At 70.8% G+C, this 14,730-nt stretch carries 12 protein-coding genes and 2 pseudogenes; 10 read left to right on the plus strand and 4 right to left on the minus strand.

Going from position 1 to position 14,730, the window contains the following annotated elements; all coding sequences use genetic code 11:
* Nucleotides 1-34: 34 nt before the first annotated feature.
* Nucleotides 35-142 (minus strand): annotated as a pseudogene (locus AB0L56_RS13380) (DUF1768 domain-containing protein); the annotation flags it as partial.
* 19 nt (nt 143-161) lie between these two features.
* Between AB0L56_RS13380 and AB0L56_RS13385 the strand changes: the two are divergent.
* A complete protein-coding gene (locus AB0L56_RS13385; protein ID WP_365422472.1) occupies nt 162-329 on the plus strand; it encodes a hypothetical protein in 168 nt (55 codons plus the stop codon).
* On the opposite strand, the gene AB0L56_RS13390 is transcribed toward AB0L56_RS13385, so the two are convergent.
* Nucleotides 322-900 (minus strand): NADAR family protein, encoded by a 579-nt coding sequence (locus tag AB0L56_RS13390; protein ID WP_365422475.1) that lies wholly within the window; start codon nt 898-900, stop codon nt 322-324. The two genes, AB0L56_RS13385 and AB0L56_RS13390, sit on opposite strands and share 8 nt — an antisense overlap.
* A gap of 213 nt (nt 901-1,113) precedes the next feature.
* On the opposite strand from AB0L56_RS13390, the gene AB0L56_RS13395 reads away from it, so the two are divergent.
* The 7 genes and pseudogenes from AB0L56_RS13395 to AB0L56_RS13425 all read left to right on the plus strand — a co-directional run.
* Entirely contained in the window at nt 1,114-2,649 is a 1,536-nt protein-coding gene (locus AB0L56_RS13395) for a gamma-aminobutyraldehyde dehydrogenase (RefSeq protein ID WP_365422477.1), read from the plus strand.
* 48 nt (nt 2,650-2,697) lie between these two features.
* A complete protein-coding gene (locus tag AB0L56_RS13400) occupies nt 2,698-3,945 on the plus strand; it encodes a spermidine/putrescine ABC transporter substrate-binding protein (RefSeq protein ID WP_361024468.1) in 1,248 nt (415 codons plus the stop codon).
* A 4-nt stretch (nt 3,946-3,949) separates the two neighbouring features.
* Complete coding sequence (locus AB0L56_RS13405; RefSeq protein WP_365422479.1) at nt 3,950-5,122, plus strand: ABC transporter ATP-binding protein; 1,173 nt, start codon at nt 3,950-3,952, stop codon at nt 5,120-5,122.
* Nucleotides 5,122-6,054, plus strand: coding sequence for an ABC transporter permease (locus AB0L56_RS13410; protein WP_365422482.1), 933 nt, complete (start codon nt 5,122-5,124; stop codon nt 6,052-6,054). Before AB0L56_RS13405 ends, AB0L56_RS13410 begins: the two co-directional genes overlap by 1 nt.
* Entirely contained in the window at nt 6,055-6,855 is an 801-nt protein-coding gene (locus tag AB0L56_RS13415) for an ABC transporter permease (RefSeq protein WP_365422485.1), read from the plus strand.
* A 37-nt stretch (nt 6,856-6,892) separates the two neighbouring features.
* Nucleotides 6,893-8,311, plus strand: a complete 1,419-nt coding sequence (locus AB0L56_RS13420) for an FAD-dependent oxidoreductase (protein WP_365422488.1) — start codon at nt 6,893-6,895, stop codon at nt 8,309-8,311.
* Nucleotides 8,312-8,342: 31 nt separating this feature from the next.
* A pseudogene (locus AB0L56_RS13425) lies at nt 8,343-8,861 on the plus strand (chitinase); the annotation flags it as partial.
* Here AB0L56_RS13425 and AB0L56_RS13430 read toward each other — a convergent pair.
* Nucleotides 8,800-9,438 (minus strand): phosphatase PAP2 family protein, encoded by a 639-nt coding sequence (locus AB0L56_RS13430; protein ID WP_365422490.1) that lies wholly within the window; start codon nt 9,436-9,438, stop codon nt 8,800-8,802. The pseudogene AB0L56_RS13425 and the gene AB0L56_RS13430 overlap by 62 nt on opposite strands.
* A gap of 45 nt (nt 9,439-9,483) precedes the next feature.
* Between AB0L56_RS13430 and AB0L56_RS13435 the strand changes: the two genes are divergently transcribed.
* The gene (locus AB0L56_RS13435; RefSeq protein WP_365422493.1) at nt 9,484-10,296 is read left to right on the plus strand and encodes a hypothetical protein; all 813 of its coding nucleotides are present in this window, start codon (nt 9,484-9,486) and stop codon (nt 10,294-10,296) included.
* A gap of 397 nt (nt 10,297-10,693) precedes the next feature.
* Here the strand turns inward: AB0L56_RS13435 and gabT are convergent, their stop codons facing one another.
* Nucleotides 10,694-12,028: a 4-aminobutyrate--2-oxoglutarate transaminase gene (gabT, locus tag AB0L56_RS13440; protein WP_365422496.1), complete on the minus strand. Its 1,335-nt coding sequence runs from the start codon at nt 12,026-12,028 to the stop codon at nt 10,694-10,696.
* 239 nt (nt 12,029-12,267) lie between these two features.
* Between gabT and AB0L56_RS13445 the strand changes: the two genes are divergently transcribed.
* Entirely contained in the window at nt 12,268-14,679 is a 2,412-nt protein-coding gene (locus tag AB0L56_RS13445) for an ATP/GTP-binding protein (protein ID WP_365422499.1), read from the plus strand.
* The last annotated feature ends 51 nt before the right edge of the window (nt 14,680-14,730 follow it).

The raw sequence follows: 14,730 nt of genomic DNA on the forward strand, positions 1-14,730 counted from the left end.
GCCCTGGGCATCGCCTTCGGCGCCCTCGTGCTGCTCAGCTAGCCGCGGACGCCCGGAGCCGACGGCGCGTCTCCATCAGCGCGAAGCCCAGCAGGTTGGAGCCCCGCCACCGCCCGGGCGCCTCCGCCCGCTCGTCTGCCGCCGTCTTCTGCCTCTGGCCGGTGGCCATCCTGCTGGGGGTGCTGGCCCTGATCTTCGGCGGAATCGGCCGGAGCAAGGCCCACCGGGGCAAGGCCACGAACGCGGGGCAGGCCATGGCCGGGATCATCTGCGGCGCGGTCGGGATCGCCCTGGGCATCGCCTTCGGCGCCCTCGTGCTGCTCAGCTAGCCGCGGACGCCCGGAGCCGACGGCGCGTCTCCATCAGCGCGAAGCCCAGCAGGTTCGAGCCCCGCCACCGCTCAGGAGCTTCCGCCCGCTCATCGTCCGCCGTGAGGCCTATGCCCCACACCCGGTCCATCGGGCTCGCCTCGACCAGCACCCGGTCGCCGGTGTTCAGCAGGAACTCCCGCAGATCGTCCTGGGCCGCGAACTTGTGCACGCCGCCCTCGACCACGATGCCGAACCGCTCCCGGCGCCACACGGCCTCGTCGAAGCCGCGCACCAGCCGCCTCGCCTTCTTCGCCTGCGCGGGGTGCTCCGCGGCCAGCACCCGCCGCTCCCCCTCGGAATCCTCGAACAGCCGGGCCTTGGCCGCCATCATCCAGTGCTCGGCGGTCGCGTACTCCACGCCGTCCACCGTGAACGGCGACGGCCACCACTGGCTCAGACAGCTCGCCCCGATCCGGCCGTCGGTCAGCGGCCGGTGCCCCCAGAAATGCAGGTACTTCACCCGCGTCCCGGTCGCCAGCGCCTCGATCAGCGCCTCCCGGGAACCGATCGTCTCCGTCGTGCCGCTCATGGCCACCCCCTTGATGCACGCGAGTCTGGCAGGGACCACTGACAGTGCGTCCTGCCTTTTCCGTGGCCGCTCGACACCTGGTCGACAGATTCCGTTGCGTAACCAAAATTAAACAACGGAATCCCTTGTTGCAGTCTCGTTGCTCTGTCAGGATCGCAACTCAAATCGAGCTGGAGCCACGCCGCCCCCCTCGGGGACACGGAGGAGAGCGACATGCACAACCCGGGCAACACCACCCCGGAACGATTTCCCGCCCAGGAACGGTTCGCGGACGGTGCGCAGTTCATCGCGGGCCGTCCGGCGAAGGGCACCTCCGGCCGTACGCACGCGGTCGTCGACCCGGCCACCGGTACGGAGGTGTACACCTACGAGCTCGCCGGTACCGATGACGTCGACGCGGCCGTCGCCGCCGCCCGGGAGGCTTTTCCAGCCTGGGCCGGTGCCACCCCGGGCGAGCGTTCCGACGCCCTGCACCGGTTCGCCGCCGTGGTCGCCGACCGCGCGGAGGACTTCGCCCGCGCGGAGTCGCTGCAGTGCGGCAAGCCGCTGAAGCTGAGCCGCGAGTTCGACGTCCCGGGCACGATCGACAACATCGCCTTCTTCGCCGGTGCCGCCCGCCATCTACAGGGCCAGTCGGCCGGCGAGTACTCGGGCGACCACACCTCGTACGTCCGCCGGGAGCCCATCGGGGTCGTCGGCTCCATCGCTCCCTGGAACTACCCGCTCCAGATGGCCGCCTGGAAGATCCTCCCGGCGATCGCCGCGGGCAACACCATCGTGCTCAAGCCCGCCGAGCTCACCCCGCTGACCTCCCTTCTCTTCGCGCAGGCCGCCACCGACGCGGGAATCCCGGACGGTGTGATCAACATCGTCACCGGGACCGGTAAGGAGGCCGGTGAGCACCTGGTCGGCCACCCCGACGTGGCCATGACCTCCTTCACGGGCTCCACCGCCGTCGGCAGGCGGGTCGCCGAGATCGCCACCGCCACCGTCAAGCGCATCCACCTCGAGCTCGGCGGCAAGGCCCCCTTCGTCGTCTTCGACGACGCCGACCTCGACGCCGCCGTCAACGGCGCGGTCGCGGGCGCGCTCATCAACACCGGCCAGGACTGCACGGCCGCCACGCGCGCGTACGTGCAGCGACCGCTCTACGAAGCCTTCGTCGAGCGCACGGCCGCCCTGATGGACACCGTCCGGCTCGGCGACCCCTTCGCCCCCGGCACCGACCTCGGCCCGCTGATCTCGCACGCCCAGCGCGACCGGGTGGCCGGATTCGTCGACCGGGCGCGCACCCACGCGCGTGTGGTGACCGGCGGTGAAACACCCCTGGGCGAACTCGCGAACGGCGCGTACTATCGCCCCACGCTCATCGCCGACGCGGCGCAGGACAGCGAGGTCGTGCAGTCCGAGATCTTCGGTCCGGTGCTGGTCGTCCTGCCCTTCGACACCGACGACGAGGGCATCGCGCTGGCCAACGACACGCCGTACGGACTCGCCGCGTCCGCCTGGAGCCGGGACGTGTACCGCACGGGCCGGGCCACTCGCGAGATCAAGGCGGGGTGTGTGTGGATCAACGACCACATCCCGATCATCAGCGAGATGCCCCACGGCGGCTACAAGGCGTCCGGCTTCGGCAAGGACATGTCCGCGTACTCGTTCGAGGAGTACACCCAGATCAAGCACGTCATGTTCGATAACACGGCGGTGGTCCGCAAGGACTGGCACCGCACCATCTTCGGGGACCGATAGCAACCAGGCCGCCCGACCGCGGCCACCTCCCGAAAGGGCACCACGCGCATGGAGCAGTACGAGCCCGACCGCCTTTCGCCGGCCCAGGAAGCCGCGATACGGCGCAGTTTCCGCAGCGGCAGGGCGGCCCTGACCCGCCGTTCCCTGCTGCGCGCCTCCGCGGGCGGCGCGCTCGCGGTGGGCGGACTCGGCGCGCTGAGCGGCTGCGGCATCCCCGCCGCCGGGAACACCCAGGGCGGCGTCTCGGCGGAGGACCACTCGAAGGAGGAGAAGACCGTCAACTTCTCCAACTGGACCGAGTACATGGACGTCGACGAGAGCGGGCGGAAGCACCCCACGCTGGAGGCGTTCACGAAACGCACCGGTATCAGGGTCAAGTACACCGAGGACATCAACGACAACACCGAGTTCTTCGGCAAGATCAAGCCGCAGCTCGCCGCCGGCCAGGACACCGGCCGCGACATCATCGTCCTCACCGACTGGCTCGCCGCCCGGCTGATCCGGTTCGGCTGGGTGCAGAAGCTGGACCAGGCCAACCTCCCGAACGCCTTCGCCAACCTGTCGGCGCAGTTCCGCAGCCCCGACTGGGACCCCGGCCGCGCCTACTCCTACCCCTGGCAGGGCATCTCCACGGTCATCGCCTACAACAAGAAGGCGCTCGACGGCGTCGAGGTGAGCACCCTCTCCGACCTGCTGGACAACCCCAAGCTCAAGGGGCGCGTCGGTCTGCTCACCGAGATGCGCGACACCGTCGGCATGACCCTGCTCGACCTGGGCAAGGACCCGGCGGATTTCTCCGCCGACGACTACGACGCGGCGATGGCCCGGCTGCAGAAGGCCGTCGACAAGGGGCAGATCCGCCGCTTCACCGGCAACGACTACACCGCCGACCTCGCCAAGGGCGACTTCGCCGCCTGCCTCGCGTGGGCCGGTGACGTTGTCCAGCTCAAGGCGGACAACCCGGACATCGACTTCCTGATCCCGGACAGCGGCTACATGACCTCCAGCGACGCCATGCTGATCCCCAACAAGGCGCGGCACAAGGCGAACGCCGAGCGGCTGATCGACTACTACTTCGAGCCGCAGCCCGCCGCTCAGCTCGCCGCCTACATCAACTTCGTCTGTCCGGTCGACGGGGTGAAGGACGAGCTCGCGAAGCTCGACGAGGACGCGGCGAACAACCCGCTGATCCTCCCCGACAAGGCCATGCAGGCCAAGTCCCGTGCCTTCCGCTCCCTGAGCTCCAAGGAAGAGACGGAATTCGAAGTGAAGTTTTCGAAGCTCACTGGGGCGTGACGAGATGAAGACCACCACAGACACCACCGCGGCCGGCAACGGCGGGGACGTCCGCCTCACCGGCATCAGCAAGACCTACGGCTCCTTCACCGCCGTGCACCCGCTCGACCTGACCGTCCCGCAGGGCTCCTTCTTCGCCCTGCTCGGCGCGTCCGGCTGCGGGAAGACCACCACCCTGCGCATGATCGCCGGCCTGGAGGAGCCCACCGAGGGCACCGTCCACCTCGGCGACCAGGACGTCACCGCGCTCCCGCCGTACAAGCGGCCGGTGAACACGGTCTTCCAGTCCTACGCCCTCTTCCCGCACCTCGACATCTTCGAAAACGTCGCCTTCGGTCTGCGCCGGCGCGGCATCAAGAGCGTGAAGAAGCAGGTCGAGGAGATGCTGGAGCTCGTCCAGCTCGGCGAGCAGGCCCGCAAGAAGCCGCACCAGCTCTCCGGCGGCCAGCAGCAGCGCGTCGCGGTCGCCCGCGCGCTGATCAACCACCCCAAGGTGCTGCTGCTGGACGAGCCGCTCGGCGCGCTCGACCTGAAACTGCGCCGCCAGATGCAGCTGGAGCTCAAGCGCATCCAGACCGAGGTGGGCATCACCTTCGTGCATGTCACGCACGACCAGGAGGAGGCCATGACCATGGCCGACACGGTCGCGGTGATGAACGCCGGCCGGGTCGAGCAGCTCGGCTCACCCTCCGACCTCTACGAGAACCCGCGCACCACCTTCGTCGCCAACTTCCTCGGCACCTCCAACTTCATCGAGGCCGAGGTCGACTCCGCGTCCGGCGACGAGGTCGTGCTGAAGGCGGGCGGCGGCAAGCTGGTGCTCCCCGGGGCCCGCAACAGCGCGCCCACGACGACGGGCGGCAAGGTCCTCGTCGGGGTGCGCCCGGAGAAGATCGCCCTCACCCACGCCGACGACGCCGGCGAGATACCGGCGGGCCGCAACCGGATCACCGGCCGGATCGCCGACTCCAGCTTCATCGGCGTGTCCACGCAGTTCGTCGTCGACAGCCCGGTCTGCTCCGAGTTCGAGGTCTACGTCCAGAACGTCGACCGCGACCCCCGGCTGGCGCCCGGCGCCGAGGTCGTCCTGCACTGGAACCCGGCGCACACCTTCGGCCTGGACGCGGCGCAGGACATCGACGCAGGTGTGGAGAGCCTCGAGGAAGAGGTCGCCTGATGACCACGGTCACCGAGGCGCCACCCGTGGCGCCCGCCCCGGAGACGAAACCCCCGCGGCAAGCCCGCAAGCGGGGCCACTGGACGCCGTACTGGCTGCTGCTGCCCGGCCTGCTGTGGCTGGTGGTGTTCTTCGCGCTGCCGGTCATCTACCAGGCCTCCACGTCCGTGCAGACGGGCTCCCTGGAGGAGGGCTACCAGGTCACCTGGCACTTCGCCACCTACTGGGACGCGCTGTCCGAGTACTGGCCGCAGTTCGTCCGCTCGGTGCTCTACGCGGCCTCCGCGACGGTGCTGTGCCTGCTGCTCGGCTATCCGCTGGCGTATCTGATCGCCTTCCGCGCGGGACGCTGGCGGAACCTGATCATGATCCTGGTGATCGCGCCGTTCTTCACCAGCTTCCTGATCCGCACCCTCGCCTGGAAGACGATCCTGGCGGACGGCAGCCCGGTGGTCGACGCGCTGAACACGCTGCACGTCCTGGACGTCACGGCGTGGCTCGGCTGGACCGCCGGCGACCGGGTGCTCGCCACCCCGCTCGCGGTGGTGTGCGGTCTGACGTACAACTTCCTGCCGTTCATGATCCTTCCGCTCTACACCTCGCTGGAGCGCATCGATCCGCGGCTGCACGAGGCGGCGAACGACCTCTACGCCAAACCGTCGACCACCTTCCGGCGGGTCACCTTCCCGCTGTCGATGCCGGGCGTGGTCTCCGGCACGCTGCTGACCTTCATCCCGGCATCCGGCGACTACATCAACTCGGATCTGCTCGGCTCCACCGACACCCGCATGGTCGGCAACGTCATCCAGTCCCAATTCCTGCGGATTCTCGACTATCCGACGGCCGCGGCACTCTCGTTCATCCTGATGGCCGCGATCCTGGTCATCGTCACGCTCTACATCCGCAAATCCGGCACGGAGGATCTGGTTTAAATGGCCTTCGTCAACTGGCTCAAGCGCCATCTCGTCGTCCTCGCGGGACTGCTGACCCTCGCGTATCTCCTCCTGCCGAACATCGTCGTCACCGTGTTCTCCTTCAACAATCCGAAGGGGCGGTTCAATTACACGTGGCAGGAATTCTCCACCGAGGCGTGGAAGGACCCCTGCGGCGTCTCCGGGCTGTGCACCTCCCTGGGGCTCAGCCTCCAGATCGCCCTGTGGGCGACGCTCGGCGCCACCCTGCTCGGCACGATGATCGCCTTCGCGCTGGTCCGCTACCGCTTCCGCGCCCGCGGCGCCGTGAACTCGCTGATCTTCCTGCCGATGGCGATGCCCGAGGTGGTCATGGCGGCCTCGCTGCTCACCCTGTTCCTCAACATGGGCGCCCAGCTGGGCTTCTGGACGATCCTGATCGCCCACATCATGTTCTGCCTCAGCTTCGTCGTGGTCGCCGTGAAGGCGCGCGTGATGTCGATGGACCCCCGGCTGGAACAGGCCGCACAGGACCTGTACGCCGGCCCGGTCCAGACGTTCCTGCGGGTCACCCTGCCGATCGCCGCCCCCGGAATCGCGGCGGGCGCGCTGCTCGCCTTCGCGCTCTCCTTCGACGATTTCATCATCACCAATTTCAACGCCGGCTCGACCGTCACCTTCCCGATGTTCGTCTGGGGCTCCGCCCAGCGCGGAACACCCGTGCAGGTCAACGTCATCGGTACGGCCATGTTCGTCGTCGCCGTGCTGCTGGTCGTGGCCTCCTTGCTCATCGGGAATCGCCGGGGCCGGCAGAAGGCATAGAAAGCGCACCGCAGTCCCCTGTAGGGAGTTGAAAATCATGGCCCCGAGCGCCATGAGCCGTTGGACGAAATCCCTTTCCGAGGCCCGGCCGGTCTCCTACTGGCTGGACGACCCCGGCAGGCCCGGACCCGAACCCGCCCTCACCGGCACCCAGACCTGCGACCTGCTGGTCGTCGGGGGCGGCTACAGCGGACTGTGGACCGCGCTGATCGCCAAGGAGCGCGACCCCTCCCGGGATGTCGTGCTGGTGGAGGGCCGCGAGGTGGGCTGGGCCGCCTCCGGCCGCAACGGCGGATTCTGCGCCGCCTCCCTCACTCACGGCCTGGCCAACGGACTGACCCGCTGGCCCGACGAGATCCACACCCTGGAGCGGCTGGGCGCCCGCAACCTCGACGCCATCGAGGAGACGGTCGCCCGCCACTCCATCGACTGCGACTTCGAACGCACCGGCGAGATCGACGTCGCCACCGAGCCGTACCAGGCCCGCGAGATCAGGGACTGGTACGAGGATCTCCGGGCCAAGGGCCTCGACGAGGGCATCGAGTACCTGGACACGGACGCCGTACGGGAGCAGGTGAACTCCCCGACCTTCCAGGCGGGCCTGTACGACCGCCGGGGCGTGGCGATGCTCCACCCGGCCAAGCTCGCCTGGGGACTGAAGCGTGCCTGCCTCGACCTGGGCGTGCGCGTTTACGAGCACACCCCCGCCCTCAGCCTCAAGCCGTACGGCGCAGGTATGGCCGTCCGCACCCCGTACGGGGCGATCCGCGCCCGTACGGTGGCGCTCGGCACCAACGTCTTCCCCAGCCTGGTCCGCCGGGTCCGCGCCTACACCGTGCCGGTGTACGACTACGCCCTGATGACGGAGCCGCTGACCGCCGGACAGCTGGCCTCGATCGGCTGGAAGAACCGCCAGGGGCTCGGGGACAGCGCCAACCAGTTCCACTACTTCCGGCTGTCCGCCGACAACCGGATCCTGTGGGGCGGCTACGACGCGGTCTATCCGTACGGCGGCCGGGTGCGCGCCGAGTACGACGACCGGCCGGAGACGTACGCCAAGCTCGCCGGGCACTTCTTCACCTGCTTCCCGCAGCTGGAGGGCGTCCGCTTCACCCATGCGTGGGGCGGCGCGATCGACACCTGTTCCCGCTTCTCGGCGTTCTTCGGCACGGCCCATGCGGGCAGGGTGGCGTACGCGGCCGGCTGCACGGGGCTGGGCGTGGGCGCCACCCGGTTCGGGGCCGAGGTGATGCTGGATCTGTTGGCGGGGGAGCGGACCGAGCGTACGGAGCTGGAGATGGTGCGCAAGAAGCCGCTGCCGTTCCCGCCCGAGCCCTTCGCCTGGACCGGTATCGCGCTCACCAAGTGGTCGCTGGCCAGGGCGGACGCCCAGGGCGGCCGGCGCAACCTGTGGCTGCGGACGATGGACCGGCTGGGGCTGGGCTTCGACAGCTGAGTCGCGCCGGGGCTTGACAAACCGAATTGGAACCATGGCCCCGGAGACCTTCTTCGTCCAGCTCGGCCACCAGTACTACGGCACCGGCAAGTGGGGCGGCCAGGACCCGAGGGCGGGCGCCTACCTCCCGGTCATCCACGCGATGCGCGACGACCTGACCCTGCTGCACGTCCAGGACTACAACTCCGGGCCGATCCTGGGCCTGGACCACCAGTACCACTCCATGGGCGGCGCCGACTTCCACATCGCCATGACGGACATGCTGCTCACCGGCTTCCCGGTCGCGGGCGACGCGAACAACGTCTTCCCGCCGCTGCGCGCCGACCAGGTCGCCATCGGCATGCCGGCCACGACCAACGCCGGCAACGGGTATGTGTCGCCGGCCGAGGTCACCAAGGCACTGGACTGTCTGACGAAGCGGACGAACTGCGGCTCCTACGCGACCCACGGGACCTGGCCCGCCCTGCGCGGGCTGATGACCTGGTCGATCAACTGGGACCGGTTCGGCGGCTGGGAGTTCCAGCGGACCTTCGACGGCTACTTCGGCTGACCAGCAGCCACAGACCGCTCAGCAGCACCGCGCCGAGGCACCAGCTCGCCGCCACGTCCAGCGGCCAGTGGTAGCCCCGGCGCACCAGCCCGTACGAGGCGCCCAGCACCAGGGCGAGGCAGAGCACGACCAGCCCGCGGCGTACGGCCGGCGACCGCAGCAGCCGCAGGAGCAGCAGCGTCGCCGCGCCGTACGCCACGACCGCGGTGGCGGTGTGCCCGGAGGGGTAGTAGCCGACCGCCGGCGGCACGGCCGGGGTGCCCGGGCGGTCGGTCCACTCCTTCAGCGGCGCCACCAGCGCCGGCACCAGCGCCATCGCCGAGGCCCCGGCAAGGGGCGGCAGCCACCACCGGTCACCCTCCTCGGCGCGTCCCTGCCAGGCGACGTACGCCAGCGCGACCACCAGGACCGGCACGGCCACCGGCACATTGCCGAGGTCGGCGAGGAGTTCGGAGGCCCGGTCCGGACGGATCAGGGCCTCGCTCAGCCGCTCGTCGAGATCCACCAGCGGTCCGTCGACGACGACTTGCCAGGTGATCAGCACGAAGAGGAGCAGGGGCGGTGCGAGCAGGAGCATGCCGACCAGCTTCGCAGGCCGGCGGGTCCCGTAGTCTCACCGCCCGTGAAGCCGATACGAACGACACGGGACAGCACACGCCGCAAGATCTTCTCCCGGCTCGAAGACCTCTTCAAGCAGGGGGAGTACGAGGAGGTCGAGGCCACGGCACGCGCGCTCGCCGAGGGCGCCCGGACCGGATGGCGGAAGCAGCCACTGGCCGAGTGGCAGGCGCGGACGCTGGCCACGATGGCGGCCGTCGCGCACGGACGCCAGGCCGAGGTGCTGGGCGAGTTGGAGACGCTGATCGCCGAACTGGCGCCGGTGGACGCCGAGATGCACGTACTGCGGCTGGTGGCGCGCAGGAACCGCGCGGTGGTCCTCGCCGGCCAGGGCCGGAACGCGGACGCCGAGAGCGAGGCGCTGGCCGTCCTGGGTGACATCGCCCGCCTCGCCCACCTCCTCCCCCTGACCGGGCTCGAGGTGAGCGCTCTGGAGGTGCTGGTCGGCGCGCTGTGCGGGCAGGGCCGTTTCGAGGAGGCGGAGGCCACCGCCCGCGGCAATCTCCCGCGCGCGGCCGACGCCGCCGCCACCGCCCTGCGCGCCACGCTGGTGCGCAGCCTGAACGGCCAGGGCAAGTACGAGGAGGCCCTGGCCGAGTCGCGGGGCTTCGCGCCGCCACTGGCCCGCAAGGACAGCGGACGCACGGATCTGGTGACGGCCGAGGCCCTGCTCGGTCTGGGGCGCCGCGAGGAGGCGGAGGCCGGGGTTCGCCGGGCGCTGTCCGACTGCGAGCGGCGTCTGCATCCCGCCCATCCCCGCTTCGGGGAGGCCCGGGCGCTGCTGGCCCGTATCACCGGGGAGCGGCCCGGCCCGTGAACGCCGAAGGGCCGGCGCAAGGGGGGGATGCGTCGGCCCTTCGGGGAACGGCTTGCCGTATGAGGTGCCGGGAGGCCGTCCGGACCGGAACGTCGCGCGCCCCGGGGGGTGTGGGGCGGGCGACCGTCCGATCGTGAGGAGACCCGGAGCCTTCAGGCCCCGGTTGTGTGCGCGAGGGCACGACCAGGTCGAAGCTGGGGTGGCCCCGGCCTGAGCCGCCCACAGTCCCCTGTGGGCGGTGTGTATCTCTCATCCGGGTGCAAAGCTACGGCAGGGGGTGGCCCGGCGACAGGGCCAACGGGCTCCTGTCATCCACCCCGCACACGTTCTTCACACGCTCTGCCTCTCGCCGGGCCCGGAGGCCCGGGGCAGGCGGTTCACCTGCCCCGATGCCGGCTCAGATGCGGGCGAACCCCTGCTCGATGATGTCCAGGCCCTCGTTCAGCAGGTCCTCGCCGATGACCAGCGGGGGCAGGAAACGGAGCACGTTGCCGTAGGTGCCACAGGTCAGGACCAGCAGGCCCTCCTGGTGGCAGGCCTTGGCCAGCGCGGCCGCCGCCTGCGGGTTCGGCTCCTTGGTGCCGCGGTCCTTCACCAGCTCGATGGCGATCATCGCGCCCCGGCCGCGCACGTCGCCGATGATGTCGAACTTCTCCGCCATGGCGGAGAGGCGGGCCTTCATGATCGCCTCGATGTTCTTCGCCTTGGCGTTGAGGTCGAGCTCCTTCATCGTCTCGATGGCGCCGAGCGCGCCGGCGCAGGCGACCGGGTTGCCGCCGTAGGTGCCGCCCAGGCCGCCCGCGTGCGCGGCGTCCATGATCTCCGCGCGGCCGGTGACGGCGGCCAGCGGCAGACCGCCGGCGATGCCCTTCGCCGTCGTGATCAGGTCCGGGACGATGCCCTCGTCCTCGCAGGCGAACCACTGGCCGGTGCGGCAGAAGCCGGACTGGATCTCGTCGGCGACGAAGACGATGCCGTTGTCCCGGGCGAACTGGCTGATCGCGGGCAGGAAGCCCTTGGCCGGCTCGATGAAGCCGCCCTCGCCGAGCACCGGCTCGATGACGATCGCGGCCACGTTGTCGGCGCCGACCTGCTTGGTGATCTGGTCGATGGCCTGCGCGGCGGCCTCCGGGCCCGCGTTCTCCGGGCCGGTCGGCCAGCGGTAGCCGTAGGCGACCGGCACGCGGTACACCTCGGGCGCGAAGGGACCGAAGCCGTGCTTGTACGGCATGTTCTTCGCGGTCAGCGCCATGGTGAGGTTGGTGCGGCCGTGGTAGCCGTGGTCGAACACGACGACCGCCTGCCGCTTGGTGTACGCACGCGCGATCTTGACGGCGTTCTCGACGGCCTCGGCGCCGCTGTTGAACAGCGCGGACTTCTTGGCGTGGTCGCCCGGGGTCAGCTCGGCGAGCGCCTCGGCGACGGCCACATAGCCCTCGTACGGCGTGACCATGAAGCAGGTGTGCGTGAAGTCGGCGAGCTGGGCGGAGGCACGGCGGACGACGGCCTCGGCGGAGGCGCCGACGGAGGTCACGGCGATGCCGGAGCCGAAGTCGATCAGACGGTTGCCGTCGACGTCCTCGATGATCCCGCCGCCCGCGCGCGTGGTGAACACGGGCAGTACGGAGCCCACGCCCTGCGCGACCGCGGCGGTGCGGCGGGCCTGCAGCTCCTGCGACTTCGGGCCGGGGATGGCGGTGACGACGCGGCGCTCCTGCGGAAGTGCGGTCATGCGGGGCTCCTGGGGGGGATGTATCGGACGCTTTTGCGTTCTTTTCTCGCAGGCTAGGGCTGCCGGCGGGGGCTGGGCATGCTCCATGTGGGCGTTGTCCGGGGGGCCGGGTTGTCCGTGGTGGACATAGCGGGGCTGACGGCCCGCGGCTCGGCCGGGCAATCGATGGACTCTACCTGTCGGGGCGTTAGATTGACTCGCTGATGGCGGATGGCGCGGCTGCTCAGGGGGCAAGGGCGATGGACAGCGACGGTACCCAGGACGCACGGAGCACGCAGGCCGGTCCCGTGCCGCGCCCGGCGGGGCCACCGGACGTACCGAGGACGCCGCCCCGGCCGGACCGGGCGCCGGGTGTACCGCCCGTCCCCGCGCAGGCGCCCCGCTCCCCGTCCACCGTCGCCGGCTGGCTCGACGCGGCGCGCCCCGCCGCACGGCCGGGGATCTGGCGGTACGGCCACCAACCGCCGAAGCAGGAACCGGAGCGCCTTGCTCCGGTGACGGTCGCCGGGATGGTGATCCCGCTCCTCCTGGCGGTCGGGGTGTGGTCGCTCTGGAGCAGCGGCGCCTTCCCGTACAAGGGTGCTCTCCTGCGGATGTTCACACCGAACGAATGGTGGTACGAGCTCACGCTGGTGCCCCGGCCGGTCGAGGGCTGGGAGGTGGGACGCCCCGCGGAGCACGCCCTCCTGCTCGCCGACGGCATCTTCTTCGGCACCCTCGTGCTCGCGGTCGGCGTGCTCGGCAGCTGGCGCGCCATCGTCCGCCACTACATGAACCGCATGCCTGCGCCCGTACGGGTCCTGGCATCGGCCGGCCTCGCCCTCGTCACCCTGAGTTTCGTCTTCCCCGACGCCTTCCCGGTCGTCGGATGGGCCCCGGCGCCGGTCGTCCATCCGCTGCTCTCCCTGACCGTGCTGATCACGGACAGCTACGAACCGATGGCCTCGCCCCTCTTCACGAACACGCTCTACACGGTCGTCACGCTGCTCGTGCTCTGGCCGTTCGCCCGCCTCGGCGACTGGTGGCCGTACGTGAGGACGCTGTTGGCCCCTCGCGGGCCGGCCGCCGTCGCCCCGGACGCACCCCACCGGCCGCGTTCCCAGTGGCCCGCTCTCCGCGACGCCGGCCAGCACGAACCCGCGGACCTGCTCACCGCCGAGGTCGCCGGCGGACGTATGAACGACGTCGACTGTGCCCGCGTCGAGCACGCGTTCGTCACCGCTCGGCGCACCGCCGCACTGGGCTCCTTCCGCGACACCGTCCTGAGCCAGGGCGGCGCGGCGTGGACGCACCCCTCCGGTGCCCGGGACGTGCCGCACCGCAGGTCCCGGCACGACCTGCTCGCCAGGCAGGTGCGCATCGGCCGCTGGGTGGAGCAGGAACACGCGCCGCAGCCGTACCACGGCGCCGGTGCGGCTGTCGGCCCTGACGTACTCGGCACCTCGCTGCTGGCCGTCGGCCCCTCCGGGTCCGGCAAGACCCGCACCCTCGTCGAGCCGGTGACCGAGGCGCTCGCGCTCCAGGCGCTCACCGGAGGCTGTGCCGTCGTGGCCGTCTCCGCCGCCGGGAGCCCGCTCGGCACGGACGACGCCTTCGACGTGATCGTGCGGATCGGGGACGCCTCCTCGGTGCACGACCTCGACCCCTACGCCGAGTCCGAGGACCCGGACGAAGCGGCCGAGATCCTCGCCGAGGCGCTGGCGGGCGACCTGGACACCGGCGGCGCGCAGGGCGCCGCCACCGCGCTCGCGCAGCTGCTCGGCCCCTTTCGGGCGGTGCACGGACGCTTCCCGGGCCTGTCGGAGCTCCGCGACCTGCTGGAGGGCGAGGAGCGGGCGCTGACGCCGCTGCGGGAGGCGCTCGCCGCGAGCGGGGACGACGTCATGCGCCGTGAATTGGACGCACGCGCCCGGCAGACGGGTACGCCGGGTGACGTGGGCCGGGCCCTCGCCGACCGGCTGGCCCTGCTGGACCGGCCGGTGTTCGCGGGCTTCTTCGGCAGGGGCGGCCCGGGCCGCCCTTTCTCCCTGCGTGCCATCGCCCACCACCCCCTGCGGGTACGGATCGACCTGCCCGCGCACGGTCACGAGGAGGCCGGCCGGCTGATCACGCGGCTGGTGCTCGCACAGTTCCACGCTGTCGTCCGAGCGGGTGGACGCGCGCACTTCGCCGGCCTGGTCCTGGACGACGCGACCGGCACGGTCACCGCGGAGTCGGTGCGCCGCATCCAGCGGCTGCGTGCGCAGAACGCGGGCGTGCTGCTCGCCCTGCGCACCATCGGCGACGTTCCCGAGGCGCTGCACGGCCCGCTCTATGGGGCGGTGGGCTGCCGTATGGCGTTCTGCGGTGTCACCACCTGGGACGGCAGCCGGTTCGCGCAGGCCTGGGGCACCGAGTGGGTGGAGACGACGGAGGTCGCCAGGCACACCGTCTTCGCCGACCAGCCGATGACGCGGTTCATTCACGCGGTGCGCAAGCGGCTGACGGGCAAGGACGTGACGACGGAAGCGGTCACCTCCCGCCGGGTCGAGCGGGAGCGCTGGTCCGCCTCCGAGCTGGCCCACGCGGTGCCGCCCGGGCACGCGGTGCTGTCGCTGACGACCGTCGAGGGAGAGCACGCGCCCCCGATGCTCGTGGACCTGCGGGGGTGAGCCACCCGTCGGGGCAGCCGGCGACCGTACGGTGAGGCAGAATCGACACAG

It is taken from the genome of Streptomyces sp. NPDC052079 (assembly GCF_040680275.1).
In the GTDB taxonomy this organism is placed as follows: Bacteria; Actinomycetota; Actinomycetes; order Streptomycetales; family Streptomycetaceae; genus Streptomyces.

Bases quoted from the DNA above. Each gene is read 5' to 3' on its own strand.
- AB0L56_RS13390 (WP_365422475.1), bottom strand. From the start codon at position 900: ATGAGCGGCACGACGGAGACGATCGGTTCCCGGGAGGCGCTGATCGAG.
- AB0L56_RS13395 (WP_365422477.1), top strand. From the start codon at position 1,114: ATGCACAACCCGGGCAACACCACCCCGGAACGATTTCCCGCCCAGGAA.
- AB0L56_RS13400 (WP_361024468.1), top strand. From the start codon at position 2,698: ATGGAGCAGTACGAGCCCGACCGCCTTTCGCCGGCCCAGGAAGCCGCG.
- AB0L56_RS13405 (WP_365422479.1), top strand. From the start codon at position 3,950: ATGAAGACCACCACAGACACCACCGCGGCCGGCAACGGCGGGGACGTC.
- AB0L56_RS13410 (WP_365422482.1), top strand. From the start codon at position 5,122: ATGACCACGGTCACCGAGGCGCCACCCGTGGCGCCCGCCCCGGAGACG.
- AB0L56_RS13415 (WP_365422485.1), top strand. From the start codon at position 6,055: ATGGCCTTCGTCAACTGGCTCAAGCGCCATCTCGTCGTCCTCGCGGGA.
- AB0L56_RS13420 (WP_365422488.1), top strand. From the start codon at position 6,893: ATGGCCCCGAGCGCCATGAGCCGTTGGACGAAATCCCTTTCCGAGGCC.
- AB0L56_RS13430 (WP_365422490.1), bottom strand. From the start codon at position 9,438: ATGCTCCTGCTCGCACCGCCCCTGCTCCTCTTCGTGCTGATCACCTGG.
- gabT (WP_365422496.1), bottom strand. From the start codon at position 12,028: ATGACCGCACTTCCGCAGGAGCGCCGCGTCGTCACCGCCATCCCCGGC.
- AB0L56_RS13445 (WP_365422499.1), top strand. From the start codon at position 12,268: ATGGACAGCGACGGTACCCAGGACGCACGGAGCACGCAGGCCGGTCCC.